Consider the following 25,965-nt stretch of genomic DNA (forward strand, 5'->3'; position numbering starts at 1 on the left):
TTTTAATTCAATATTATCGTTTTGTAATAAAGGCATCGGAGTTTAAAATGGTAGATGCTACAACTGCATTGGCGGCAACCAGAGCTTTATCGTCGTTAGCTGCTAGCCTATGTTCGCCAAGAGTAATCCAACCCTCAGCTTTTGCGCCGTTTTTTCTGAATTTTTCCAACTCAGATTTTTGCAAATTCTTTAAAATTTCAAGTTCGTTGGGATGTATCGCTCTTCCCGTCAATTTTCTAAAGGCTTTAGAAATACTTTCATCTAAATCATTATATGTTGTCATTTTTTTACCTAAAACCCGTGCGGCTTCAATAAAAGTTGGATCATTTAATAAGACCAATGCTTGCAACGGGGTATTGGTTTCCTGTCTCCTCGTGGTACATAAATCTCTAGTTGGCGCATCAAATGTTGCTAAAGTTGGATGCGGTACGGTACGTTTCCAAATGGTGTACATGCTTCGTCTGTATAAATCTTCGCCAGAACTAGGTTTATAGGTATCGCCATTAACCAACCATAATCCCGGCGGTTGATACGGGCTCACACTTTTCCCTCCAATTTTATCGCCCAACAAACCTGAAGCAAACAGGGCATTATCACGAAGCATTTCTCCTGATAAACGTTGAGAAGGCCCTCTGGCTAAATATTTGTTTTCACCATCAATATTCATCAATGTTTCACTTGGAATACTACTTTGCTGATAGGTGTTGGACATCATAATCAACTTGTGCAGTTTTTTAACATCCCAACCAGATTCTATAAATTCAAGAGCCAACCAATCCAATAATTTAGGATGACTGGGTAATTCGCCTTGATTTCCAAAATCTTCGGAAGTTTTTACAATACCTCTGCTAAAAATATTTTGCCAATACCTGTTTACAGTAACTCTTGCTGTTAATGGATTTTCTGGATGTGTAATCCATTTCGAAAGCCCAATTCTGTTTCTTGGTAAGCTGTCTGGAAATGGAAAAATACGTTCTGGAACATCTGGAAAAACAGAATCTGTGGGAGCATCGTATTGCCCTCTGTCCAAAACATAAGCTTGTCTTGGTTGTTCCATTTCTTTCATTACCATAATTTCGGTGATAGGTTCAATGCTATCAACATAGGTCGCTCTACTTTTTTGTAACTCTTTTAAAGAGGATTTATATGTTGAAGATTTTGTTTCAATATAGAATGCTTTAAGTAGTTTTTGTTCAGCATCTGAAAGAGCATTGCTGGATTTTGAAACCAAAGTTTTCAATTTGTCTTTATCTCCAATTTGAAGGACTTCAAGACCGGTCAATTCACGATTAAAAACCGATAAATCATCAACAATGCCATTTCGTAACCCTTTGCCTCTCCAAATGGCACCAATTCTTAAACCGGGCTCTGTTTTTCCGTTATAAATACCAATGGATTGATTTCTGAAAATAATGTCTTTATAAAGATTATCCACCACGGTTTCCGTTTCTAGTTTCTTGCCATCTAAATAAATATGTACACCATTTGCCCTACTCGAGCCATCGTAAGTCATCGTTAAATGAATCCATTTTTCCTTCGGAACATCAATTAAAGATTGGGTCACTATAGCATTATCTGGCCACACGTGAGCTAGAAGTGCTTCGATTTTATTGTCTTTTATGTTTAAGTGGTAACCGCGGTAACTATGCAGCTCTGGACCTTGCATTTTGTGAAAGATGACACCGTTCTTTAAATTTTCGGGGATAAACACATTAATACCGATACTAAAGGGTTCGTTTCTTTTATAGATACCGATTTCATGTAAATCCATCCACGTGTCTCCGTCCATAGCCAATCCATAACCAGAAGCTCCTTTTTTGAAAACCTGCTTTTGGTTATCGGCAAAATGTTGGCGCATTCTAATGTTTTTATTGGATGTATTGGAAACTTTATTCCTCAAGTTCCTCTGGTTAAAATCAAAGTCTGCCACCAAACCAGCAGGTTTACTATTCGTATTGATACTTTTATAACCGCCTTTAGAAATCCAAGCTGTAGCTTTTTCAGATTCTGAAACAATGACTTTTTTTACTGCTTTTTCTTTATCATCCACCAAAGTTTCTAAATAGGCCATGAGCTTTTCTTCTTCTTCCGTAGGCAATAACATGGTAGGGACAGGTGTTGCCAAATCCCAAGGAATAAGCCCAGTTTCATTTACATTATTAAAGAAACTATAAATTTCGAAATGATCCTTTTGAGAAATTGGGTCAAACTTATGGTCATGGCATTTTGCACAAGCCACGGTCAAACCCAAAAAAGCTTGACTTACGGTGGCCGTTCTATCTGACACATATTCTGAACGAAACTCCTCATCTATAATACCGCCCTCTAAATTTTGTGGATGTAATCTATTAAAAGTAGTTGCTAAACGCTGTTCCCGTGTGGCGTTTGGCAGCATGTCGCCAGCGAGTTGCCATAATATAAATTCGTCATAAGGCATGTTTTCGTTAAAGGCCTTAATGACCCAATCCCGCCACGGCGAAACATCTCTAAACCAATCCACACTATAACCATGTGTGTCGGCATATCGCGCTAAATCCATCCAGTCTAAAGTGCGTTGTTCGCCATAGGCTTCGGAGGCTAAAAGTCGGTCAATTTGTTTTTCAAAAGCGTTTTCAGATGTATCATTTAAAAATGCATCAATTTCCTCAAGCGTAGGGGATAAACCCGTTAAGTCTAGAGAAGCCCTTCGCAACAACAATTCTTTGTCCGCTTTTTTAGAAGGCTTCAAATCCATTTGTTCTAAAATGGAAACCACAAAATTATCTATGGGGTTTGCAACAAATTCTTTGTTTTTTACTTTCGGGACGTCGTATTTTATAGGTTTTAAAAAAGCCCAATGGTCTTTGTATTCTGCACCATCTTCAATCCATTTTACCAAAATCGCCTTTTCGTGATCTGTTAATGATAAATGTGAACCAGGTTCTGGCATTATCAGTTTTTGGTCATCGGTCAAAATGCGATGAAACATTTCGCTTTTTCTTAAATTTTTAGGCTTTATGGCAAATTTGCCCGGGCTTTCCGAAAGTTCAGCATAGGCAAGTTCTGGTGTGTGCAATTGCAGTCCACCTTTAATATTATCTTTATCGGGCCCGTGACATAGAAAGCACTTATCCGAAAGGATGGGTTTTACATGCTGATTAAAATCTATTTTCTTCGGAAGTTTATCGTACTCTATGGCCACGGTTTCAGGTAAATCTGGTCCGCAAGCACACAAAAGTAACATCCCAATAAAAAGGAAAAAAAATCTCATACCTTATTTTAACTTAACTTAGTTGCTATTGGTACAAAGTTAAAGATTAAGGTTGAAAATAGCTTATTTAAATCAGGCTAAAAAATGTACATTTCCGATATTTTAATTTCATTATTTCAGTTAATATTGATAAATTTATACGTTGTAATTTTTAAATTTGATTTTATTTGAACGATTTACTAGAGTTCCTTAAGCTAAGTATAATACATGTTGGATATGCAAAACTTGATAATTCATGGAATTATAAGAATGTGATAAGTCCGTTTGTAAGGTTATTTCTTGTCACGAAAGGAGAAGCTAACGCATATTATACAAATCAGGCTTTTAATCTAAAACCTGGATATCTGTATCTCATTCCTAGCTTCACCTATAATAGTTATGGTTGCGATGTATATCACGAACAATATTATACGGGTTTTTTTGAAGAAATTAAATTGGGGATGTCTATTTTTAATTTGAAACGATTTAAATATGAAGTTGAAGCCCAAGACATAGATTATGAGTTATTTGAGCGATTAGTTGAAATAAACCCTAGTAAATCTGTACTTAATAGTAATCCAGAAACGCATATTAATAGGTCGCTTTTAAATTATGGTAAAAATGAAAACGCAGTACCGAGTTATGATGTTGAAACCCAAGGCATCTTATCAATATTATTGTCTAGATTTGTTATTAATGTGGATGGTTCCTCAAATTCTGACGGATTTAAGGGCGATTTAAATAAAGTGATTATTTACATCGCAAAACACCTAAATGAAGAAATTACGGTGTCAAGTCTAGCGAAGTATTGCAATCTTAGTCCCGATCATTTTTCCAGAAGTTTTTATTCAAAATTTCAAGTTACACCCAATAAATACATTCAGCTAAAACGTATTGAACGCGCACAATTTTTATTGCTCACAACGAAAAAATCCTTAAAACAAGTGGCGCAGAATGTTGGTTTTGGAAACATGTCCTACTTTTCGAGACTGTTTAAAAAGCATGCAGGAGAAACGCCAGCTGCATTTAGAAAGAATCAACTTAAAGCGTAAAACATGGTCAGTCAATTTCAATCCTTAAAACTAAAATTACTCAATGTGGGTTATGCAAAACTTGACCACAACTGGAATTTCGATCATGTTATCAGTCCGTTTGTCAGGCTGTATTTAATAACCTCGGGAGATGCTTTAGTGTATCACAGCGGTAAAAAGCTTCATTTAGTTCCGGGAAATATGTACCTCATACCTAGTTACACATACAGCAGTTATAAATGTAACTTGAGCCACGAACAATATTATATTAGTTTTTTTGAAGAATTGGGAAGTGGCTTGTCTGTTTTTGATTTTGCGGATTTTAAGCATGAAGTTCGAGCAACCAAGCTGGATACAACTTATTTTGAGCGACTTTTAGAGTTAAACCCAAATAGAGCTCTATTTGATGATGATCCAGACAAATACGATAATCTCCCTGTTTTATTAGAGTTCGAAAAGAAAAATTCAAGTTTATCTCCAAGTCAATTTATAGAGACCAATGGGATTTTAAAGTTATTGTTTGCTAAGTTTTTAAACAGTATTAAAACGATACGTAAAAGGAATACGTCTAATCTTAATGGGGTAATGCATTATATTTCGGAAAACTTAAACAAAACCTTGACTGTAAAAGAATTGGCAGGTTTTTGTCATTTAAGCACCGATCATTTTTCTAGGAGTTTTAAAGAAGGTTTTGGGGTAAGGCCCAGTAAATACATCCAATACAAGCGCATTGAAAGAGCATTGTTTTTACTGGTAACAACAAAATATCCGCTAAAAGAAATTTCAAATACAATTGGGTTTGAAGACTACACTTATTTTTCACGTGTATTTAAACAACATGTTGGAAAAACACCGAGGGAGTTTAGACAAGAAAAAGTGAATGTATAATCTGTTTTGGCATTACAGTTTTTGATATATGTATGACATATCTAAAGTGTCATTCATCTCTTTTTGAAGTTGGATTAAATCTTCAAACAAGATTTTTACTTTGGCTTTATGTTCGTTTTTTACAGATAAGTCAATCATTTCCTCAGGATCATTTTTCATATCAAAAAGCAATGTTTTTTCTATTTCAGGATAAATAATCAATTTAAAACCATCCTTTCTAATCATCCGTTGTTTATCTCTATACCCGTTATAAATAGCATCATAACTACTCTCCGTTTGGCTTCCTGTTGCCAATGGCATAATACTATTGAAAAATACGTATTCTGGTTTTTTAATGCTACCTAACTCCAGAGCGGTTGCCATCGCATCTTGTAAATAAATATCTTCCCCAATTTTTTTGCCTTTCGGAATTTTCGGTCCCATAATCATAAAAGGTGCTCTAATACTGTGGTCAAATTGCGATTGTTTTCCAATTAAACCATGCTTTCCAACAGCCAAACCATGATCTGCGGTAAACATAATATAAGTGTTGTCCATTTTTCCAGTAGCTTCAAGTCTGTCCAGAATTTTACCAATTTGAACATCTAAATGTGTAATTAATGCATAATATTCTTGAATATGAGTTTTGGTAGCGTATTCGGTCCGTGGAAAAGGTGCTAAAGCTTCGTCCCTAACATTACGTCCTGAGCCCATGGCATTTCTATAAGGGTATTGAGGCAACCAACTTTTGGGCAAGCTAATATGTTCCAAAGGATATAGGTCTAAAAATTCTTGTGGCGCCTGCCTTGGATCATGAGGTGCATTGAATGACAGATACATAAAAAACGGATTGTGGCTTTTTTCGGCTTGTTCAATAAAACCAATGGCGTCTTCTTTTAAAACCTCGCTCCAATGTTTGCCGCCTTCCCAAAAACCGCCAAATTTGGTGTCGGTTGGCGACCAAGTGTTGTCATTTTCGCTTAAAGGTCTGTTATAGCCAACAGGCATAAAGCTGGCAGGATCGGTATCTGTACCCTCAATTTTCTTAAATTTTTCAACCATTTTGTGGTGTTCCCAAGCATCATTTGGCATTCCTGGTCTTACATGAGTTACATTTTGAAAAACACTATCAGCCTTTGCGTCCACATGCCATTTCCCGGTCATATACGTATCATAACCGCCTGACTCCATGAGTTTCCCCCATGTTTTGTCAAATTCTTTGTTTTTAAGCCAGTTATTTCTGAAGTTGTTTGCATTCCAAACACTTCTGCCAGAAATTATCATAGCTCTAGATGCGGCACAAATAGCCCCGTTCCATGCGCCCATGTTATAGGCTTGGGTAAACGTAGTTCCATTATTGACTAATCGGTCTAAGTTTGGAGTTTTGATTTCGCTGTTTCCTAAAGCATTAATTGCAGAGTACGTCATGTCATCCGCAAATATGAAAACGATATTAGGTTTTTCGTTTTTTACTTCATTTTTATTAGAATTGCATGATAGCACAATTGCCGATAAAATAATCAATAACAAACCTCTATTAACTGTGGGATTAGATGATGTGAGGAAACGAATAGAAATGTTAGTTTTGACCATGCTATTTAAAATATAAAATCAAATGTAGCAAAAGTAAAAACTTGAAACCAACAGATGTGGGTTTTTAATGAGAACAAATGTTTGCCATAAATTTAAAGTTTTTTTAGTTTGAAGACGTATCTTAGTCGTTTGTTAACTTAAGTAAATATGTTGAAACATATTATTATGAAAAGCAAAAATTGTCTCTTTATAAGTTTTTTGTTAGTTTTAAATATGAGTTGTGCACAAAGTGAAGTTATTCCATTATGGGAAAACAAAATCCCCAATAGTCAGGAATCAGATGAAGTTGAGGAAAACGAGGTAGATGATATTTTAAGATTACGAAAGGTTCAAAACCCTACTTTAGAAATTTTTATTCCAACAAAAAGAAGTGCAACAGGAAGAGCTGTAATCATCTGCCCCGGTGGTGGTTACGGAGTGTTGTCCTACGATTGGGAAGGAACTGAAGTAGCAAAATGGTTTAATACGCAAGGGATTGCTGCATTCGTTTTAAAATATAGATTACCACAGTCAAAATCGATTGTTGTTCAACATAATGCACCTTTGCAGGATGCGCAACGTGCTATAAAATTAGTGAGGCATCACGCTGAAAAATGGGGTGTGGAAAAAGATAAAATTGGCGTTATTGGGTTTTCCGCAGGAGGACACGTAGCATCTACTTTAGGCACGCAATTTGCAAAGCATGTTATAAATACTGAAGATGAAATTAATAGAACAAACGCTAGACCAGATTTTATGGCATTAATTTACCCCGTTATTACCATGCAATTTCCTTACACTCATAAAGGTTCAAGAGATAATCTTTTAGGAAATAATCCTTCTAAGGAATTGGTTGATGAATTTTCAAACGAATTGCATGTCACTAAAAATACACCACCTACATTTATAGTACATTCAACTGATGATGAAGTAGTTCCTGTAGAAAATAGCCTAAATTTTTACAAAGCCTTAAAAGATGCTGAAGTGCTTTCGGAAATGCATATTTATCCCCATGGAGGTCATGGTTATGGCCTTGCTATTGGTAGAGGTTATCTGCAAACGTGGACAGATAGACTGGCAGATTGGTTAAAAGAATTAAAATAATAGAAATCCCAAATCAAAAATAAATAAGGAATGAAAAATTTTCTTCTACTTATACTTTTTATAGTTACAAGTACTATTTCTTCTCAGGAAACCGCCATTAAAACTAGGTTTATTGAAAGCGGAAGTCTGTATAAAAACTTTGGTGATACCTCGAAAATTTTGGCACAATTCAAAGCCAATGAAAAATGTGTGGTGGTTGATTATTTAGGAAAGCACTATTATAAAATTCAGTATAAAGATTTAGTGGGTTTTGTAAGTGATGATTTTCTGTTGATTAATGATGAAATGATGGATTTGTTTTATGATTATGAAGAACGGGAAATGGAGAAATTAATAGCTAAAGAAGAAAATAGAAAGAAAAAAATTCAGGATATAATTGATAAAAAGGCCAAAAGAAAAAGAGACTCAATTGCTAAAATTGAGGAAGCGCGTAAGCAAAGAGCGTTAGAAATAAAACGTTTAAAAGAACTTAAAGAAAAAAGGAGATTAGATTCTATCGCGAAGGTAGAAGAAGAACGACGCAAAATTGAATTACAAAGACAGTTGGCCATAAAGCGGGCAGCAGCATTAAAAGAAAAACGCAGACAAGACTCTATTGCAGCAGCAAAGGCAGAAGAGCTGAGACAAATTGAGCTTCTAAAAGAGCTTTCGGCAAAGCGAGAAGCTGCGCTAAAAGAAAAGAAACGGCTCGATTCCATTGCAAAAGTACAGGAAGAGTTAAGGCAGATAGAATTGCAAAAAGAATTGGCCAGAAAGCGAGCAGCAGAACTAAAAGAAAAGCGCAGACAAGATTCTATTGCTACGGTTAGAGCCGAAGAATTACGACAAATTGAACTTCAAAAAGAACTTGCCAGAAAACGAGAAGCTGCGCTAAAAGAAAAGAAACGATTAGAAGACATTGCAAAAGCGCAGGAGGCCCAAAGACAACTTGAACTAGAAAAGGAAGCAGCCAGAAAACGGGCAGCAGAGATAAAAGAAAAGCGCAGACAAGATTCTATTGCAGCAGCAAAGGCAGAAGAGCTGAGACAAATTGAGCTCCTAAAAGAGCTTGCGGCAAAGCGAGAGGCAGCACAACGGGAAAAGAAACGGCTAGATTCCATTGCAAAAGTACAGGAAGATTTAAGGCAACTTGAATTGCAAAAAGAGGCTAGAAAGCGTGCGGCAGAGATGGAAGAAAAGCGCAAACAAGATTCCATTGCTAGTTTAAACGCCGAAGTGCTGAGACAGGTCAGACTTCAAAAAGAATATGAAAGAAAACAAGCCGCAGCATTAAAAGAAAAACGCAGGAAAGATTCCATTGCCACCGCAAAGGCCGAAGCCTTAAAGCAAATTGAGATCCAAAAAGAACTTGCCAGAAAGCGAGAAGCAGAGATAAAAGAAAAGCGCAGACAAGACTCCATTGCAGCAGCAAAGGCAGAAGAGCTGAGACAAATTGAGCTCCTAAAAGAGCTTGCGGCGAAGCGTGAAGCTGCACAACGGGAAAAGAAACGGCTAGATTCCATTGCGAAAGTACGGGAGGATTTAAGGCAACTTGAATTGCAAAAAGAGGCTAGAAAGCGTGCGGCAGAGATGGAAGAAAAGCGCAAACAAGATTCCATTGCTAGTTTAAACGCCGAAGTGCTGAGACAGGTCAGGCTTCAAAAAGAATATGAAAGAAAACAAGCCGCAGCATTAAAAGAAAAGCGCAGGAAAGATTCCATTGCCACCGCAAAAGCCGAAGCCTTAAAGCAAATTGAGATCCAAAAAGAACTTTCCAGAAAACGAGAAGCCGAGATAAAAGAAAAGCGCAGACAAGACTCCATTGCAGCAGCAAAGGCAGAAGAGCTGAGACAAATTGAGCTCCTAAAAGAGCTTGCGGCAAAGCGTGAAGCTGCTCAACGGGAAAAGAAACGGCTCGATTCCATTGCGAAAGTACGGGAGGATTTAAGGCAACTTGAATTGCAAAAAGAGGCTAGAAAGCGTGCGGCAGAGATGGAAGAAAAGCGCAAACAAGATTCCATTGCTAGTTTAAACGCCGAAGTGCTGAGACAGGTCAGGCTTCAAAAAGAATATGAAAGAAAACAAGCCGCAGCATTAAAAGAAAAGCGCAGGAAAGATTCCATTGCCACCGCAAAAGCCGAAGCCTTAAAGCAAATTGAGATTCAAAAAGAACTTTCCAGAAAACGAGAAGCCGAGATAAAAGAAAAGCGCAGACAAGATTCTATCGCAGCAGCAAAGGCAGAAGAGCTGAGACAAATTGAGCTTCTAAAAGAGCTTGCGGCGAAGCGCGAAGCTGCACAACGGGAAAAGAAACGGCTCGATTCCATTGCGAAAGTACAGGAGGATTTAAGGCAACTTGAATTGCAAAAAGAGGCTAGAAAGCGTGCGGCAGAGATGGAAGAAAAGCGCAAACAAGATTCCATTGCTAGTTTAAACGCCGAAGTGCTGAGACAGGTCAGACTTCAAAAAGAATATGAAAGAAAACAAGCCGCAGCATTAAAAGAAAAGCGCAGGAAAGATTCCATTGCCACCGCAAAAGCCGAAGCCTTAAAACAAATTGAAATTCAAAAGGAACTAGCAGGAAAACAAGCGCTAGAACTTATAGAGAAACGTATTCAAGATTCTATTGCTAAAGTTCGAGAAATAGAAAAAATACGCTTAAAACAGGAAAACGAATTGGCAAGAAAACGTGAGATAGAACGTGCTAAACAAAGAATGCAAGATTCAATTGCTAAATTAAGATATACTGAAAGAAAGCAACTGGAGCTAGAAAAAGAGTTGGCAAGAAAACGTGTTGCAGAACAAATTGAAAAGCAAATATTAGACTCCATCGCAAAGGCAAAAGAAGCCAAAGAAAATCAGGTTTCTATAAATAAATCTGAAACACAAAACGAAGAAGCGATAGAAAAAGAAAGATTAAAGCGACTTGAATTTCGTAACACCTGCCATTATGCAATAAATGAATATGATTCATTTTATAATTTACAAACCACAAGAACAGAGCCATATAATCTAAACAAAGACCTAACCGTAGAGTTATACAAACAAGGCAATAAAGTAAATGTGTTTTTTAATTTAGCCGAAAATTTGGGCTGTGTGAGCTACCTTTCAAATAATCGTTCTTATGTAAAAGTTACGCTTGAAAATAACCAAACCGTTACGTTTTACCATTCTTGGGATATGGAATGTGGGCAATTCTTGTTTAAGGGTGTTTTAACAAATTCACATATTGCAAGTTTAAAAAAGTCACCTATAAAATCTATTTTTCTAAAAGCGACTGAAGCTTCTAAAACTATTACATATATTGAGTACACAACGTTTTTCATGGATAAGCTGAAATGTATTGAGTAGTGTAAATGCGTATAAAACTTAAAAGCCTCAACTTAGAAATGTGTTGAGGCTTTCTTATGTGGAGTAGGAAACAAAGCCCTGAAATTCAAACTTTATGATATTTAAGAAACCTTTCAAAAGATGCTGTTTTTAAGACCTCCAAATAAGTCTCGATCTCACAAAATTTAGCGTTAAGTTTTGTAACATTAAAATCAAAAAGTAAGGTGTGAATTTTCTAAATAAAGTAATAAAACAAAGCAATGTAACGTGGTATAATCAGTATAAAAACCATATAATATATTTGTCTCATCTTTTTATATTTATACGTAACTATTTGATAGTTAGATAAATTTTATTAACTTTATAACTTAGATTAGTGTCTCTCACAAAGTATAAAGCTCCCTTTATAGAATTTTTTATTAGTATTTGTTTACCGCAATTATCCAGATAAAGACGTGAGGTTTAACACCTGTTAATATCGTAGCTTCTTTCTAGTTCACAGGTAATTTATAAAAGGTATTCAGTAAGTATTTTATTTTAATTTGATAAAACTTAAATACTATGAACCTCAAATGCCCAACCATTATTCCTTTAGATACTGCTGTATTGGCAGAGTCTCTTTTTAAACCATTTATTGGAAAAAGCATGATGATAATCATAATTATCATCGGCCTTACTTCATCCATTCGAGAGGCTATCTCGAAAGCCAATAATTCTGAAGCAGATTACAAAACAATAAACTATTTTTTCGTTTTACCAATTTTAGGTCTGCTTGGTGACATCAACCTGCCTTTTAACCTTCTAGGGTTACCCATAACATAATACAAACAAGCCATGACTAAAAAAGCCAAAATAATAGGTGTAGCACGAGAAGTTGCAAGCATAGACTACATTGTGCCAAAGACGCTCGACCAAAAATTTGAATTAAAATCTTATATCGAGGTGTCTTCAACACGTTCCGAAAACAAATTGAATACGGTTAGTTTTGAAGAGCACGACTTGGTAGCCTTACAGTTTACAGATAATACGGAATGGATAGGACATCCTGAAGATGTTCAAGACATTTACGATAAAAAAACATTGACAAAACGCTCGCTTTCCAACGAAGATTATGTTTTCGATATTCAAATTATTTCAGAAAACGCAAGCCGAGGATTCTTAAAGCGTGCCATGGTGAAAGTGTTTAGTGTTTTTAAACCTGAAGCAGGAGCTAAATTAGGGATTCATAAGTTGGCTGAAGCTTATGATAAACGCGTGCAGTCGCACCCAGGATTATATCAGTTAGATTCTAAGTTTACTAGAATTGAATATACAAATGATTTAGAGGCATCCAAACCTATTTTGATTTTGTTACATGGTACCTTATCAACAACTATTGATGCGTTTTATAAACTAAATGAGAACAACGATGCATGGGATGACATGGTTTCACTTTACGAAAACCGAATTTTGGCATTAGAGCATTATACACTTTCTGTAAGTCCGCTGCAAAATGCGTTGGATTTTTTAAATGAGTGTCCGCAAGGATGTAATTTAGATATATTAAGTCATTCTCGTGGTGGATTGGTAGCCGATATTTTAGCCAAATGCGACCACAGAAATCCTGTTGTGGGTTTTAGTAATAATGAAATAGGAATCTTAAATTCTGAAGCAGATGAAGCAGGCAATCAACAATTAATGCAGGCTATTAATAAGATGGCCAAAAAAAAGAAAATAACTGTAAATAAGGTCGTTCGCGTAGCAGCACCTGCAAGCGGGACAACCATTTTATCGCGTCGCGTAGATCATTTTTTCAATCTGTTTTTAAATGCGGTCTCATTGGCTTTTGGCATTGGCAATCCTATTTATCATACGGTAAAAGCATTTTTATTGGAATTGGTGAGTCAAAAGGAAAACCCAGAAGTATTACCAGGTTTAAATGCGATGATGCCCGAGTCATTGTTCCAAAAAATGATGAATGTTTCAGACACTTCGGTGGTTAGTGATTTATACAATATTTCGGGTGATTCGGATGTTGGAGGCATTAATTTTAATTCGTTAAAGGTTATTCTTGCGAATCTGTTTTATCAAGATGATAACGATTTGGTGGTCGATACCAAACGTATGGAGCACGGTATAAAAAGAAAAGAGGGCATTTATAAGTTTTTGGCAAAGGGTAGTAGTACCAACCATTTCAATTATTTTTCTTCAGATAATTCCAGCACAGCCATTATTGAGGCTTTAAAAGCAAACGAAAACAACCCAACAACCTTATTTACCAAGCATGTATATACCGAAGGCAAACGCGGTATATTGTTAGACACCCTGTCTTTAGAAGGCATTAGCTTAAAACCTGAGAGCATCACAAAAGATATTGTCATTATTGTTCCGGGAATAATGGGTTCTACACTTTCAAATAATAAAGAAGAGCAATGGGTGGACATGCGCGAATTAAACCGGGGTGCCATTGTAAAAAAGCTAAATATAGATGCCAAAAAAGTGGATGCTAGTGGTGTTATAAAAAAGTATTATTACCAATTGGCGGAGCATTTATCTGAAAAATATGATGTGATCACGTTTCAGTTTGATTGGAGGAAATCGGTGCAGGAAGCTGCCAAAGATTTAAAAACACAATTAGAAGATTATTTGCAAAATAGTAGTGCTAAAATTCATATTGTAGCACATTCTATGGGCGGTTTGGTAGTGCGACAATGCATGATCGATCATGTGGATACCTGGTCTAAATTTAAAGAAAACGTACATAACAGATTCATTATGTTGGGGACACCATGGCTAGGGTCTTATTTAATTATGGAAGTGCTTACTGGCCATAGCAAACGCGTAAAACAACTGGCGTTTATAGATTTTAAGCACAACCGCAGCGAACTGTTAAATGTTTTTTGGAAATTCCCAGGCGTTTTTGAGTTATTACCTATTGAGGAAGATGCTGTAAAAAGACCGTTTTGGCAACAAAGCTTTTGGAAATCATTGGATGCTAAAACAAATTTAAAGCACATGCCCCAGCCAAAGGATAATGCCCAGTCGTTAAAAGATTTTAAAACCTACAGAGATGGTATTAGAAAGTTTTTAAAAGAAGATTTAACCAACGATCATTTTAGAAACATTTATTACATCTGCGGACAAGCAGACCAAACGGTTTTCGACTATGCATTCAAAAATCGTTTTCTATCAAAATATGAAAAACTAGTTTATAAAGCTACATCTCATGGCGATGGCAGTGTCACTTGGAAAACGGGTATTCCCAAGCAATTACTCAACACACCAAATTTATATTATACGCATACATCTCATGGCGATTTAGCCAACGAAGCATACATATTTCATGGCATTTCAGATATTCTGGAAACTGGTAGCACTAATAGACTGAGTAATCAGCAACCCGCATCGCGAAGCGGAGAAATTATCACAGAGGTATTTGAATCCCCAGAACCACTTTACGATTCTAAAGCGGTAGTCGATGCTGTTTTTGGTACACACAAAAAGAGTGAACCTGAAGCAGAATTCTTTAATGTTAAAATAATTCATGGCGATTTAAAAATGTCGGCTTACCCAGTCATGGTTGGACATTTCTTTATGGATCTTATTTTAAGTTCAGAAAAAGCTTTAGATAACTATTTGAATAACCGTTTGTCGCAACGTTTAGGCATTGGTTATTATCCAGGGGAAATAGGAGAGAGCGAGGTGTTTTTCAACCTTAAAACCCAACCAAAAGGCGCTATTGTTTGTGGGTTGGGAAACACAGGTGGTTTAACTTCTTATGTGTTGTCTAAAACTGTAAAGCAGGCAGTACTTAAATATGCCATGTTTATGCGCGATAATTACACCTTGCCGCAGGCTAAAAAATACGCCACAGGAATTTCGTTTGTTTTAATGGGAATTGGTTACGGAAAATTACCTATTGAAGATTCAATGAAAGGCATTTTATTAGGTGTTGCAGAGGCAAATAAACAGATTAAAAAAACAGGAGAAGGCTTAAAATTGATAAAGGATATTGAAATTGTTAATTACTATGAGTCTGTTGCAAGTGAAGCATACTTTAGTTTAACACGATTGTATAATACCGATAATCGTGTGGCATTTAATTATACTAAAGGCATTGCAAGACGACCAGGAGCAAAGAAGAAAAAAATATTTCAGAATAACAGTTACGATTGGTGGTTTAATCTTCACATCAACAGTATTAAAGAAAGCCATGAAAAAACGAAGGAAACCGATACAGTAACCGGTTTTAAATATTATGCATCCAATGGTTTGGCAAGGGTCGAACAAGAAATGGTAGGTGTTGGTTTGCATAAAATAAATCATCTGTTGGAAGAGATGTCAATCAGTTCAAAATGGGATGCAAGATTATCTAAATCATTATTTGAAATGTTGATTCCTAATGATTTTAAAAACACCTTCAGAAATCAAAATAACCTGGTTTTAAAGTTGGATAAATTTGCGGCCCAAATTCCTTGGGAATTATTGCACGATAACAAAACTACAGACATTCCAGCATCCGTAACTTCTAGTTTTATAAGACAATTGGTTACTAAAGATACTACACGTTTTAATCAAGTGGCACTACATAATATGGAAGCTTTTGTAGTGGGCGACCCTGTTTACAATCAAGACGGTTTACAGCCACTTCCGGCTGCCAAAGCAGAGTCTGAATGGGTATCAAATAAATTAACAAAAGAGGGTTATCAAGTTAACACGTTAATGAATTCCAATGCAAAAAATATCATGATGGAATTGTTTAGTAAGCATTATAAGATGATGCATTTTGCAGGCCATGGTATTTATGATCCCGAAAATAACAATGTTGGTATTGCTATAGGAAGCGGTATTTGCATCGATCCGGCCATGATAAATCAATTAGGCTACGTCCCAGAATTTGTGTTTATAAACTGTTGCTTTTCAGGAGTTGTAAACGCAAAAGATAATAAATTCAGCCAAAACAGATACCGTCTTGCTGCCAATATAGGCACACAGCTTATTGAAATGGGCGTAAAGGCAATTGTGATAGCGGGTTGGGCGGTTGATGATGCAGCCGCCAAGGTGTTTTCAGAAACTTTTTACGAGCACATGTTACAGGGATACGATTTTGGAAGTGCCGTACAATCAGCAAGGTTTAAATGCCATCAAGATTACAAACATACTAATACTTGGGGTGCTTATCAATGTTATGGTAATCAGTTTTATAAATTGAATAACAGGCAAAAGTTAAACAGACACAACCAAGAATATGTGGTGTCGTCACAGGTACACACAGATTTAGATAATTTATTGATTTCTATTCGTGATAAAAAAGAAGATGAAAAATCGGCTCTTGTTAAATTGGACGCCTTTATTGATAAGGCAGAAGCATCTAATTTATTGGACGCCATGGTATTAGAAAAAGAGGCACTCATTTATGACGAATTGGGGAACATAGAAGTGGCATTTCAAAAGTATAAAGGTTTGTTTCAGTTTGATAATGGCAATTACTCCATAAAAGCGTTGGAACAATATTGTCAAGTGCAATCGTATAGATTAGAGGGCATTATTGAACCAGCTTTAAAATCAAATAAAAAAGATGCGATTACCCATGCCGTTTCAGAATATCTCAACGAAATAAGATTGCTCACGCTTGCCGGACGAAACGCCAGCAGGTTAAATATTGTTGGAAATGCCTATAAACTCACAGCAAAATATTTAGATGGCATAGAAAAAATTGAGCAATTAAAAACGGCTTATGCCTATTATAACGAAGCTATGGAAATGGCTACAGATAGACACAGCGGGCAGTATTTAGATGCCTTATCTAACATGTTGTTTATTGGGCATATACTGGAAACTTTAGGTGATGAAAAACTGTTAAAACGCATAAAAGCAAATAAGGTTTTTGAAAAAGTTACCGATTTGTCTAAGTATTTAAAGGATTTCCGTCAAGAATTGGATGACTTTGATAAAGAAGACCTCGATATTTCCGTTCTTATAGGAATGACAGAAATAAGTTATGCCATTTTATTGGTTTCGGGTAACAATGACGCACATCAAGACCAAAAAATATTAAAATGGTATAAAGATATATTCCACCAAATATACAGTCCGCGCTATATTAATATTGAGATATCGCAAATCAATTTCTTGTTGGAATATATAGATGATGAAGATGTTGTAGAATGTTTGAATTTTATAAAAACCGAATTAAAAAACCTTTTAAAACACTAAAATTATGGCAGTCTTATATTTAGGAAGCTGCGATGCAGGTAAAAAACCAAAAAGCAGGAAAGACTTTCTTAAGCCCTATCATATTGATGGTTTGCTTATTGGGAAAGTGTCTTTTAGGGATGATGATAGAACCAAGTGGCGTTCCTTTCGAGAGGGTACAGACGATGCCGTTTTAAAATTACAGCAGTTTTTGTTTAAAGCAGGGTTTATGCCCAGAGCTGCCTTTGACGGTGTTTTTGGTTATGTAACGCAAGCAGCAGTAAGATTGTTTCAAGAATATGTACGTACCATGGAAGGTGTTGCCAATATGGTGCCAGATGGTATTGTAGGTAGCGGAACGATGCGTCATATAACACGTTGGAAAAAAGAAAACAAGATTTCAGAATGGGGAAATCGTTCAAGCAATAATCCTTCTGAAGCCTATACTAATTGGATGCAGTTATTGCACGAAGCAAAGCTCCATTACACCGTTAACCCTGGGCCCATTTTAAAGCATTTGAATAGTTTGCCAAAAACCTATGCCACTAAAAAACCTTCAGAATGGACGTTTAATACGAATGATATTCATCTTATTGGAGTACGAAGAAAACAAACCCAGAGTGCCATAAGGCGTGAAAACGACGATCTGTTTTTTTTACTTATAAATGGGATGGTCTTTACATTTTGGGGCTCTACCGATGCTAGCGTAAATATGGCAGGAAGAAAAGACGAAGCTTTTTTAATTGAAGGGCAACATCTTTATCGTTTTGGTTGGCATAAAATATCTGTTGAAAAGAAAATATATCGCGCTTTAAAACCGCTTAATCCCAGAGGCGTGATGATTATTAGAGATTGGGATGATGACAATGCTTATACAGATAAAGATATAAAGGTTAAAGATAGTCAAGAGAATTTAAAAGGGCTGCGCGTAAATCCGTCTATCAATATTCATTGGACGGGGATTGGACGCTCTAATTTTTCAGCAGGCTGTCAGGTTATCGCAGGTAAAAGTTATTTGAACCATAAAAACGAATTACAAGATTGTTCCAAATTTGCTTCAGCAAGTTATGGCGGACTTACAAATTCAAACAAAAAAACCAAAGGGGCATACAATGTGTTTACCGATTTAATATTGTGCTATGCACCAAAAAACGTTACACATTTATATTACACATTGGGGAGAGAAGCTTCATTGGATTTATCTCATAATTTCGGAACACAATATGCATCAAATGCTCTAGAACGATTAAAATCTGTATAGGGAGTTTAAAACAATTCATACAAATCAAACTCAAAAATTATGAAAAGAATAAGCAAAATAATAGTTCTTATTTCAGTAAGTTTTCTACTCACATCTTGTTATTCGGTAAGACTTAGAAGCATTAATGGCGCACCACAACCAGACCCATTATTGAGTGGTGATGATTACTACCGAGGTATGGAAGTGGTAGAACTTGATACCGTTGTTAAAATTGACATCACATCCAAGGATTTCACGTATTTGATAAAAGAAACCGATAAATGCAAGTCTGGAAAACTACATACTGTAGAATTTAGAAATACGTTTGGAGGCTCGCTTTTAAGTCTGGTAACCTTTGGACGAAAACGCAAAATGAAAGTAAAATATGTTTGTATGAAACCAACAAATTAAAATTATGGCAACCACAAAAACACATGCATTAAAAGAATGGGATACCCTGCATAATAATGGCCCTTTTCCGTTAAAAACACTTTATGTAACCGAGTTGGAAGGCGATGGCAATATGCCTAAAAAAATAGACCGTTATAACGATGCTGCTAAAGAAATTCAAAGGCTTATAAAAGAAACTAGCGATGCTGACCAAGGTTTTAGAGCCTATGGATCGGCCTGGTCCATGAATCATATTGCGCATCAAAAAGATAGGATGCACTACAATGGGTTTATGAATATCCATATCCCAATGGTTGCAGGGAATCTTCATGCAAACACCAGTTTTGATGCCTCAAATTTATTTTTATTTGAATGTGGAACAATTATTAAACGCGTGTCCGAAGTGCTTTCCGCCCACGGTAAATCGTTAAAAACCACAGGCGCTAGTAATGGACAAACTATTGCAGGCTGTATTTCTACAGGTGTTCACGGTTCGGCATTACAGGTTGGTGCAGTTCAAGATTATGTGGTTGGGCTCAATTTAATTATTGGACCAAACGAAGATGATGTGGTTTACTTAGAGCGTCATACAGAACCAGCATTAAACGATGATTTTGCAAAAAAAATAAGTAAAAGAACCATCAGGAATGATAAACTGTTTAATGCTGCTTTAGTGGGTTTAGGGTCATTTGGGTTTATACATGGCGTTGTTATTGAAGCCGAACCTCGCTTTTTATTAAAACGTTACGTTAAAAGAATAGATAAAAATATCGCCCTTCAATTAGCCGATACTTTAGATTTTAAAAACTCAGCGTTCAAAATTCCAGAGGAAACCGATGCGCAAGGTTTTGGTATGACACCGTATCATTATAAAGTGTTTATCAATCAATATGCAAACGACTCCGATTTTGTGGTGGAACTCATGTATAAAAAGCCCTATAAGGCAGATTATAAAGATCCGTTTCCGATAATCAAGGAATCCCTGTATCGCGATTTGATACATTTATTTGTTAAAATGGCAGAGAATTTTCCAAAAAGTATTCCTTGGTTGGTAAAACGATTAAAGAAAACAATTCTACCAAAAGTAGATGAAGAATTGATAGGTACATTACCTCAAATTTTTTGGGATGCACCCTATCAAGGACCCGCCTTTGCATGCTCTGTTGGTGTTGACCATAAAGACTCCTCTAAAGCTTTAAAATTACTTGGCGACTTAACAAAAAACGAGGGGCCGATTCCAGGCATATTCGCTATGCGATTCGTTAAACAAACCGAAGCCACTTTGGGCTTTACAAAGTTTCCAGTTACCTGCATGTTAGAAATTGACGGTGTTCTTTGGAAAAAGACCAGGAAAATTATGAGCCTTACTGAATTTTCAAGACGTATCATTCAGGTTTTACAGCAAAACAACATTCCGTTCACAATCCATTGGGGGAAAAATAGTGATTGGGCTTTTCCAGGTTTAGTAAACCATATGTTTGATGATAATGCCATTAAAGAATGGAAATCCTGCAGAAGCGCTTTATTGAGTGATGATATGGCAGAGTTGTTTTCGAATAAGTTTTTAAAAAATATTGGATTAGCTGATATAGAAATAGATGTTGACGACGATTTAATAGCATCATTATAAAAATTAAAATCATGGAAGGCAAACCAAATTTTCCGTATAAAACATTAATCTGGGCAGTATTTGCAGCCTTAGCACTTTTAATATTTAAACCCGAACTAAAACTGTTAATAACCAACACCGAAGAACTTAGCCTTTTTGGTGTTGAAATAAAAGCGAGCGAAGAAAAAGCAAATGAACTGCAAGATTCTATACGGAATTTTGAAACTACCATTGCAGCTTTATCAAACCAATTAACCAATCAGCAAGAAAAAATAAACGATTTAGATACCCTTAAAGCGCAGTTGGAAAAAGATTTGGCAGAATGTCCTGATGCCAAAGAAACTTCAAAGCAATTTAATGCACAAGTCACGAAAATAGTTGATGCCAATAAAGATTTGAAATATAAATCGGATAAATTGTTTAATACCAATATTTTAAAAAACAGCACCTATAATGTTAAATTAATAGTGCCTTCAAACATGATAAACGCCTCTATTTATGTAGATGGAAAACAAGCAAATATTGTAAAAAAATCAGGAATTTTTATAACCGTTAGAGTTATTAAAAAGAATAGCAGTCACCGTTTTGAGTTAAAAGATGGAACAAAGCGTTGTATCGCCAATAGGTTAATTACAAAAGATGCTACGGAATTGCCTATAGTTTGCGATTCTTAAACCAGTTTGTAAGGAAGTTTTTGAATAATTAATAATAGCTAAACCTATGAAAAACTATTTTAAAATTTTTATTAAATGTCTAAGCTTTGTACTATTCGTTTCGATACAATTAATGGGAACAGGACAAGCACAAAATGTATATGTCTGGGATTTTAAAACCAAAGACCCTACCATTAAAAAGTTTGCTGAAAAGTTCACAGATGATTTTGAAACGGAACTGATAAAATTAGATAATTATACGGTTTTACAACGTAGAAACCACAATTTGGTTTTAGTGCATCGAGACATGGAAAATGCTATTTCAAACGTTAAAAATTTACCTGCTGAAACTGTAGATAAATTAAAGACTATTAGGGCCGAAATTGTAGTTTTTGGTCAATTAATGGAAGATGTTGATAGCGGTGTTTTTGAAGTTACGGTGTTTTTTCAAAATTTAAGCAACGGCGAAATTCCTAAAAAGGAAAGTATCATTATTGAAAAGGCTTTAATTAAAAGCAATTCGCATCGCAAACAATACATGAAGGATTTGATAACCAAACTTCATGCAAAAGAAATATTGGACGCAAAAAACGAACAGCTCGGTTTCATTTCAAAAAAAATGGACACTTATATGGTTCGTGTAAAAGATGTGAAAATTGCATTTAATGATATTATTGATATTGCTTTAAAAAAGGAGGAATACTTTAAAGAACTTGAAAACATTATAAATGCGTATAATGAAATTTTTACGGATTTAAATGATAATAGAGAAAAATACCTTTTAGATTTTCAATCTGTTTTTGGAAAAGCCTATGGAAAGGATTTTGAAGCTGTTTACAAAGGGATTTTGGAAGATATTCATAAAAAGCACATCCTTAAACTTAACGATGTTAGAAAAAAAATATGGACATATAGGGAAAGCCAACTAAGTAAAAAAGAACGGGAAACGATTAAAAAAGAGATCATGAGAGCTTCTGAAAATTCAACCTTGGGATTAAATGTGGCAATTGATAAAGTTGAAGATGACATGGGTCGGCTTTTTTTTAACCTCAAAGAAGAAATGAAAGATTAATAATATAATATGAACTAAAATTTACAGATATGGAAACGTTTAATGTAATGAAAAAATCGCTTGTAATTACTTTTGCAAGTATTATTTTGGCATGTGGTGCCGAAACCTTAGCAGCCATTGTTTTTATTCCAGCTTTTACTGCAACATGGCCAGATGCCAATGATATAGAGCATAGGGTTAATATACAGAGTGATGATGAGGGTAAAGAGTCTGGGATTATCTTTGGCGATGAACAACATGATAGCGACTCTGATAAAAGAGGAGATTTAAGTGGTAGTTTTAACGGATTGAATATTGAATTTACTGTAGAAAGACCAACAGGAGATATAAAATTTATCGGTAAAATGATACCCGTTAGTAATGAAGACCATAACATAACCAGAATTGAATTAAATTCTTCAGAAGGGAAGCTGATTTTAAGTGCTGAATAAAATAGATTTGTCTTATTTATAATAGCATCTTCCTTTAAAACCCTAATTAATTCAGTAGAGCTTTTTTCCTGGAAGACATAATATTTTGTCTAAGCTTAAAAAAATTTTAAAGCCAAGTAATTTTAGAAGTTTTAAAATGTACTCAAAAATACAATTTATAGTGTTCTTGAAATTATAGGTGTGGAATGCCTTTTAAACGCAAAAGTTATTTCATGCCTATTTTTTGTTCCCATAAGCGAAATAAGAAAATTCATAAATCCCCAAAAATGGGGATTGACTAACTTCCTTTTAATAAATACCTTTAAGTAGTTGAAAATTATCTGTTAAGGCGAATACCTATTTAAAACCCAGCACTATGATTTTTGAAGTCCTACAAATTATAACCGAAGAGGTCAATAACTACTTTGGAACCAATCCAGTTTCGCTGGATAATATTGCATCGGTAGCTTCAGAACAAGGTGACGGCGGTGCTACTTCAACAGATGTTATCTTGACCCTACTCAATTTACAGGAAGAGGCAGCACTAAAAAATAAACCAAATTATGCGGTAGAGGGCTCTCGAATTACGTACAAAAACAATATTGTAAACCTTAACCTCTACATTCTTTTCAGTGCCAATAACGATAAGTACGACGAAGCTCTTAAAAACCTATCAAAAATCCTTGAGTTTTTTCAAGGAAAAAAAGTGTTTACCCAAGCCAACACGATTTATAACAGGGATGATGTATCGATGAGCAAGATTACCAATTTCAGGTTTGTCGTCGATTTGTTTACGCCAACTTTCGAAGAGCTCAATTTTGTTTGGGGAACTCTCGGCGGAAAGCAAATACCGTCCGTCATGTACAAAGTGAGTCTTGTTGAAATAGAAAGAGAAACGATATTAGGCAAAGGCGAGTTGATAAGTCAGGTAAATGGAGAATTAAAACACAAAAATTAATGGCGTTCAGCACAACATATAAACAATTGTTTGAAATTGAGTTGCTTCATGATTATTTTCTAAATGACGGCACTTCAGTTTTTTCGACATTAAATGATGTGGATAAAAAAAAGCGTCTCAAATTAATTGATATTTCAGAATTTATAGATGTGATACCGTCCCAAGAATCCATCGAGAAAATGGCAGGACATAAAATTGTTCTTAAAAAACATAAAAGCGGATTGTCAGCCTATTGTAAACTTGAAAATGGGACGCAGAACACACCATTTATACCTTTACCGAGCGATTTAGAATTAACCATCGTCATAAAAATTAAGGACGCCTTTTTTGAAAACTATACCGAACTTACTTTAGGGGGGACAAACATTTTCTTTTTTGGAAACATAAAACCGAGTACCGAAGGTGCCAGTTTTGAATACATAGCAAAAAGCAACCAGAATACACAGGTAACCAATGCCTACAAATTATCTACTGCGGGTACAATCGCAATATTAGAAAAGTTAAAAGGTTCAAATAAAATTGGTGTTTTTGGGATTATTCAACTCACAATGATTGGCGATACTACTGATTTAAGCATCCTGACCACACAAGGGAAATTAAAAAGTCAGTTACCAACCTTTAAAATTCACTTTAAAAATAGAGCAACGTTTTGGCGTTATAAGCGCATCTCGGACGATTCAGAAATTTTCACTACCGCTTCGGTAAATCCATTGACCAAAAATGGCTTTATTGAGGTAACCCATGCCGGTGACAAGTTTCCAAACCCTAGCGCAAATCATCTCATTCCGGATAATAATAACTTTTTTTCAGAAATATACATTTAAATAAAAAACTATGGCAACAACGTACAGAACACCGGGAGTTTACGTCGAGGAAATTTCAATATTTCCTCCATCAGTAGCTCAAGTAGAGACCGCAATACCTGCATTTATTGGCTACACAGAAAAAGCAGATAAAGATAATGACAGCTTAGTGCTAAAACCCACAAGAATCACATCCTTGTTAGAGTATGAAACGCACTTTGGTAAAGCCTTAAACGAAGCTAATATAACCGTAACTATTGACGATGAAATTGATAGTACCGGACCAACATTACTTAGTCGGAAAATTAGCGTAGCCGAAGGTGCAACCCAACCTTATTTAATGCATTATGCAATGCGTATGTATTTTGATAATGGCGGTGGACCATGTTATATAACTTCTGTGGGCGATTATGCAGCAAGCATTAGCTTAACAGATTTAACCGATGGCCTTAACGCAGTAAAAGCGTTCGACGAGCCCACACTATTTGTTTTTCCAGATGCCATAAATATTGGTACAGCTGCAAACTATTACACTTTAATTAACAGAGCGATGACGCAATGTGTTGAATTAGGCGATCGCTTTACCATTATAGACATGCATGGAAACGATAGTGCTAATTTAAGAAGTAGCAATACTTTGGGTAGCGGGACAGACCTTTTAAAATATGGTGCTTCTTACCATCCATTTCTTAAAACGGTATATAATTATGCTTTTGATGCTGCCGATGTTACCATTGCCCATAATACTGTTGACGAATCAAATACGGTTGGAACGGGTCAGTTTGACACAAACGCATTAAGTGATTTAGATGATGACACTTCAGCCTCTTTTGATTTAGTGGCCTTCAATCAAATTAAGTTAGAAATCAATAAAAAGACAGTCACTTTACCACCTAGTTGCGCCATGGCTGGTATTTACGCCAAAGTAGATAGCAACCGAGGTGTTTGGAAAGCACCGGCAAATGTTTCTGTAAGTTCCTGTTTAGAGCCTACAATAAATATCACTCACGAACAACAAGAAGGTCTAAATATAGACACCTCGGGAAAATCCATTAATGCCATTCGCACATTTACAGGAAAAGGCGTTATAGTTTGGGGCGCAAGAACCCTTGCGGGAAACGATAACGAATGGCGATATGTTCCTGTTCGGCGTTTCTTTAACATGGTTGAAGAATCGGTAAAAAAGGCCACCGAGCAATTTGTGTTCGAGCCTAACGATGCCAATACCTGGATTAAGGTAAGAGCCATGATCGAGAATTTCTTAATTCTACAATGGCGTGCAGGAGCCTTGGCAGGCGCGAAACCAGAACAGGCTTTTTATGTTCGAGTAGCTCTTGGAGAAACCATGACGGCACTTGATATTCTAGAAGGTCGCATGAATGTTGAAATCGGAATGGCCGTTGTGCGCCCAGCAGAATTCATCATTCTTAAGTTCTCTCATAAAATGCAAGAAGCATAATGAAACCCAAAATTAAATTCGCTGAAAGCGATTTTTAATATTGAAGGTTGAATTATTCCCGCTGAAGAGCGGAAACTCACAAATA

At 35.9% G+C, this 25,965-nt stretch carries 17 protein-coding genes; 15 read left to right on the top strand and 2 right to left on the bottom strand.

The window, feature by feature from the left end:
• Positions 1 to 13 precede the first annotated feature (13 nt).
• A complete protein-coding gene (locus ABXQ82_RS03935) occupies positions 14 to 3,250 on the bottom strand; it encodes a DUF1553 domain-containing protein (protein WP_367055183.1) in 3,237 nt (1,078 codons plus the stop codon).
• Positions 3,251 to 3,417: 167 nt separating this feature from the next.
• Here ABXQ82_RS03935 and ABXQ82_RS03940 point away from each other — a divergent pair, with 167 nt between their 5' ends.
• Positions 3,418 to 4,281, top strand: coding sequence for an AraC family transcriptional regulator (locus ABXQ82_RS03940; protein ID WP_367055186.1), 864 nt, complete (start codon positions 3,418 to 3,420; stop codon positions 4,279 to 4,281).
• Positions 4,282 to 4,284: 3 nt separating this feature from the next.
• Positions 4,285 to 5,148 carry an AraC family transcriptional regulator gene (locus ABXQ82_RS03945; protein ID WP_367055189.1) on the top strand — a complete coding sequence of 288 codons (864 nt, stop codon included), beginning with the start codon at positions 4,285 to 4,287 and terminating at the stop codon, positions 5,146 to 5,148.
• 12 nt (positions 5,149 to 5,160) lie between these two features.
• Here the strand turns inward: ABXQ82_RS03945 and ABXQ82_RS03950 are convergent, their stop codons facing one another.
• The gene (locus ABXQ82_RS03950; RefSeq protein WP_367055192.1) at positions 5,161 to 6,720 is read right to left on the bottom strand and encodes a sulfatase-like hydrolase/transferase; all 1,560 of its coding nucleotides are present in this window, start codon (positions 6,718 to 6,720) and stop codon (positions 5,161 to 5,163) included.
• Between the two features lie 165 nt (positions 6,721 to 6,885).
• Between ABXQ82_RS03950 and ABXQ82_RS03955 the strand changes: the two genes are divergently transcribed.
• The 13 genes from ABXQ82_RS03955 to ABXQ82_RS04015 all read left to right on the top strand — a co-directional run bounded on the left by ABXQ82_RS03955 (position 6,886) and on the right by ABXQ82_RS04015 (position 25,880).
• Positions 6,886 to 7,803 carry an alpha/beta hydrolase gene (locus ABXQ82_RS03955; RefSeq protein WP_367055195.1) on the top strand — a complete coding sequence of 306 codons (918 nt, stop codon included), beginning with the start codon at positions 6,886 to 6,888 and terminating at the stop codon, positions 7,801 to 7,803.
• 30 nt (positions 7,804 to 7,833) lie between these two features.
• Positions 7,834 to 11,133, top strand: coding sequence for a hypothetical protein (locus tag ABXQ82_RS03960; RefSeq protein WP_367055198.1), 3,300 nt, complete (start codon positions 7,834 to 7,836; stop codon positions 11,131 to 11,133).
• A 540-nt stretch (positions 11,134 to 11,673) separates the two neighbouring features.
• Positions 11,674 to 11,934, top strand: a complete 261-nt coding sequence (locus ABXQ82_RS03965; RefSeq protein ID WP_367055201.1) for a hypothetical protein — start codon at positions 11,674 to 11,676, stop codon at positions 11,932 to 11,934.
• Between the two features lie 12 nt (positions 11,935 to 11,946).
• Positions 11,947 to 17,307 (top strand): CHAT domain-containing protein, encoded by a 5,361-nt coding sequence (locus ABXQ82_RS03970; protein WP_367055204.1) that lies wholly within the window; start codon positions 11,947 to 11,949, stop codon positions 17,305 to 17,307.
• A 4-nt stretch (positions 17,308 to 17,311) separates the two neighbouring features.
• Positions 17,312 to 18,547: a peptidoglycan-binding domain-containing protein gene (locus ABXQ82_RS03975; RefSeq protein WP_367055206.1), complete on the top strand. Its 1,236-nt coding sequence runs from the start codon at positions 17,312 to 17,314 to the stop codon at positions 18,545 to 18,547.
• 39 nt (positions 18,548 to 18,586) lie between these two features.
• The gene (locus tag ABXQ82_RS03980; protein WP_367055208.1) at positions 18,587 to 18,937 is read left to right on the top strand and encodes a hypothetical protein; all 351 of its coding nucleotides are present in this window, start codon (positions 18,587 to 18,589) and stop codon (positions 18,935 to 18,937) included.
• A 4-nt stretch (positions 18,938 to 18,941) separates the two neighbouring features.
• Positions 18,942 to 20,546 carry an FAD-linked oxidase gene (locus ABXQ82_RS03985; protein ID WP_367055210.1) on the top strand — a complete coding sequence of 535 codons (1,605 nt, stop codon included), beginning with the start codon at positions 18,942 to 18,944 and terminating at the stop codon, positions 20,544 to 20,546.
• Positions 20,547 to 20,557: 11 nt separating this feature from the next.
• Positions 20,558 to 21,199: a hypothetical protein gene (locus tag ABXQ82_RS03990; protein ID WP_367055213.1), complete on the top strand. Its 642-nt coding sequence runs from the start codon at positions 20,558 to 20,560 to the stop codon at positions 21,197 to 21,199.
• A gap of 46 nt (positions 21,200 to 21,245) precedes the next feature.
• A complete protein-coding gene (locus tag ABXQ82_RS03995; RefSeq protein WP_367055215.1) occupies positions 21,246 to 22,250 on the top strand; it encodes a hypothetical protein in 1,005 nt (334 codons plus the stop codon).
• 29 nt (positions 22,251 to 22,279) lie between these two features.
• Positions 22,280 to 22,681 carry a hypothetical protein gene (locus ABXQ82_RS04000; RefSeq protein WP_367055218.1) on the top strand — a complete coding sequence of 134 codons (402 nt, stop codon included), beginning with the start codon at positions 22,280 to 22,282 and terminating at the stop codon, positions 22,679 to 22,681.
• 355 nt (positions 22,682 to 23,036) lie between these two features.
• Complete coding sequence (locus ABXQ82_RS04005; RefSeq protein WP_367055221.1) at positions 23,037 to 23,618, top strand: DUF4255 domain-containing protein; 582 nt, start codon at positions 23,037 to 23,039, stop codon at positions 23,616 to 23,618.
• Positions 23,618 to 24,442: a hypothetical protein gene (locus ABXQ82_RS04010; RefSeq protein ID WP_367055224.1), complete on the top strand. Its 825-nt coding sequence runs from the start codon at positions 23,618 to 23,620 to the stop codon at positions 24,440 to 24,442. Before ABXQ82_RS04005 ends, ABXQ82_RS04010 begins: the two co-directional genes overlap by 1 nt.
• A 10-nt stretch (positions 24,443 to 24,452) precedes the next feature.
• Complete coding sequence (locus tag ABXQ82_RS04015; RefSeq protein WP_367055226.1) at positions 24,453 to 25,880, top strand: phage tail sheath C-terminal domain-containing protein; 1,428 nt, start codon at positions 24,453 to 24,455, stop codon at positions 25,878 to 25,880.
• The last annotated feature ends 85 nt before the right edge of the window (positions 25,881 to 25,965 follow it).

Origin of the sequence: Algibacter sp. 2305UL17-15 (assembly GCF_040720935.1) — a bacterium.
GTDB lineage: Bacteria > Bacteroidota > Bacteroidia > Flavobacteriales > Flavobacteriaceae > Jejuia.

What these genes read in the sequence shown, in the direction of transcription:
- ABXQ82_RS03935 (WP_367055183.1), bottom strand. Translation starts at nt 3,250, where the DNA reads ATGAGATTTTTTTTCCTTTTTATTGGGATGTTACTTTTGTGTGCTTGC.
- ABXQ82_RS03945 (WP_367055189.1), top strand. Translation starts at nt 4,285, where the DNA reads ATGGTCAGTCAATTTCAATCCTTAAAACTAAAATTACTCAATGTGGGT.
- ABXQ82_RS03950 (WP_367055192.1), bottom strand. Translation starts at nt 6,720, where the DNA reads ATGGTCAAAACTAACATTTCTATTCGTTTCCTCACATCATCTAATCCC.
- ABXQ82_RS03955 (WP_367055195.1), top strand. Translation starts at nt 6,886, where the DNA reads ATGAAAAGCAAAAATTGTCTCTTTATAAGTTTTTTGTTAGTTTTAAAT.
- ABXQ82_RS03960 (WP_367055198.1), top strand. Translation starts at nt 7,834, where the DNA reads ATGAAAAATTTTCTTCTACTTATACTTTTTATAGTTACAAGTACTATT.
- ABXQ82_RS03965 (WP_367055201.1), top strand. Translation starts at nt 11,674, where the DNA reads ATGAACCTCAAATGCCCAACCATTATTCCTTTAGATACTGCTGTATTG.
- ABXQ82_RS03970 (WP_367055204.1), top strand. Translation starts at nt 11,947, where the DNA reads ATGACTAAAAAAGCCAAAATAATAGGTGTAGCACGAGAAGTTGCAAGC.
- ABXQ82_RS03975 (WP_367055206.1), top strand. Translation starts at nt 17,312, where the DNA reads ATGGCAGTCTTATATTTAGGAAGCTGCGATGCAGGTAAAAAACCAAAA.
- ABXQ82_RS03980 (WP_367055208.1), top strand. Translation starts at nt 18,587, where the DNA reads ATGAAAAGAATAAGCAAAATAATAGTTCTTATTTCAGTAAGTTTTCTA.
- ABXQ82_RS03985 (WP_367055210.1), top strand. Translation starts at nt 18,942, where the DNA reads ATGGCAACCACAAAAACACATGCATTAAAAGAATGGGATACCCTGCAT.
- ABXQ82_RS03990 (WP_367055213.1), top strand. Translation starts at nt 20,558, where the DNA reads ATGGAAGGCAAACCAAATTTTCCGTATAAAACATTAATCTGGGCAGTA.
- ABXQ82_RS03995 (WP_367055215.1), top strand. Translation starts at nt 21,246, where the DNA reads ATGAAAAACTATTTTAAAATTTTTATTAAATGTCTAAGCTTTGTACTA.
- ABXQ82_RS04000 (WP_367055218.1), top strand. Translation starts at nt 22,280, where the DNA reads ATGGAAACGTTTAATGTAATGAAAAAATCGCTTGTAATTACTTTTGCA.
- ABXQ82_RS04005 (WP_367055221.1), top strand. Translation starts at nt 23,037, where the DNA reads ATGATTTTTGAAGTCCTACAAATTATAACCGAAGAGGTCAATAACTAC.
- ABXQ82_RS04010 (WP_367055224.1), top strand. Translation starts at nt 23,618, where the DNA reads ATGGCGTTCAGCACAACATATAAACAATTGTTTGAAATTGAGTTGCTT.
- ABXQ82_RS04015 (WP_367055226.1), top strand. Translation starts at nt 24,453, where the DNA reads ATGGCAACAACGTACAGAACACCGGGAGTTTACGTCGAGGAAATTTCA.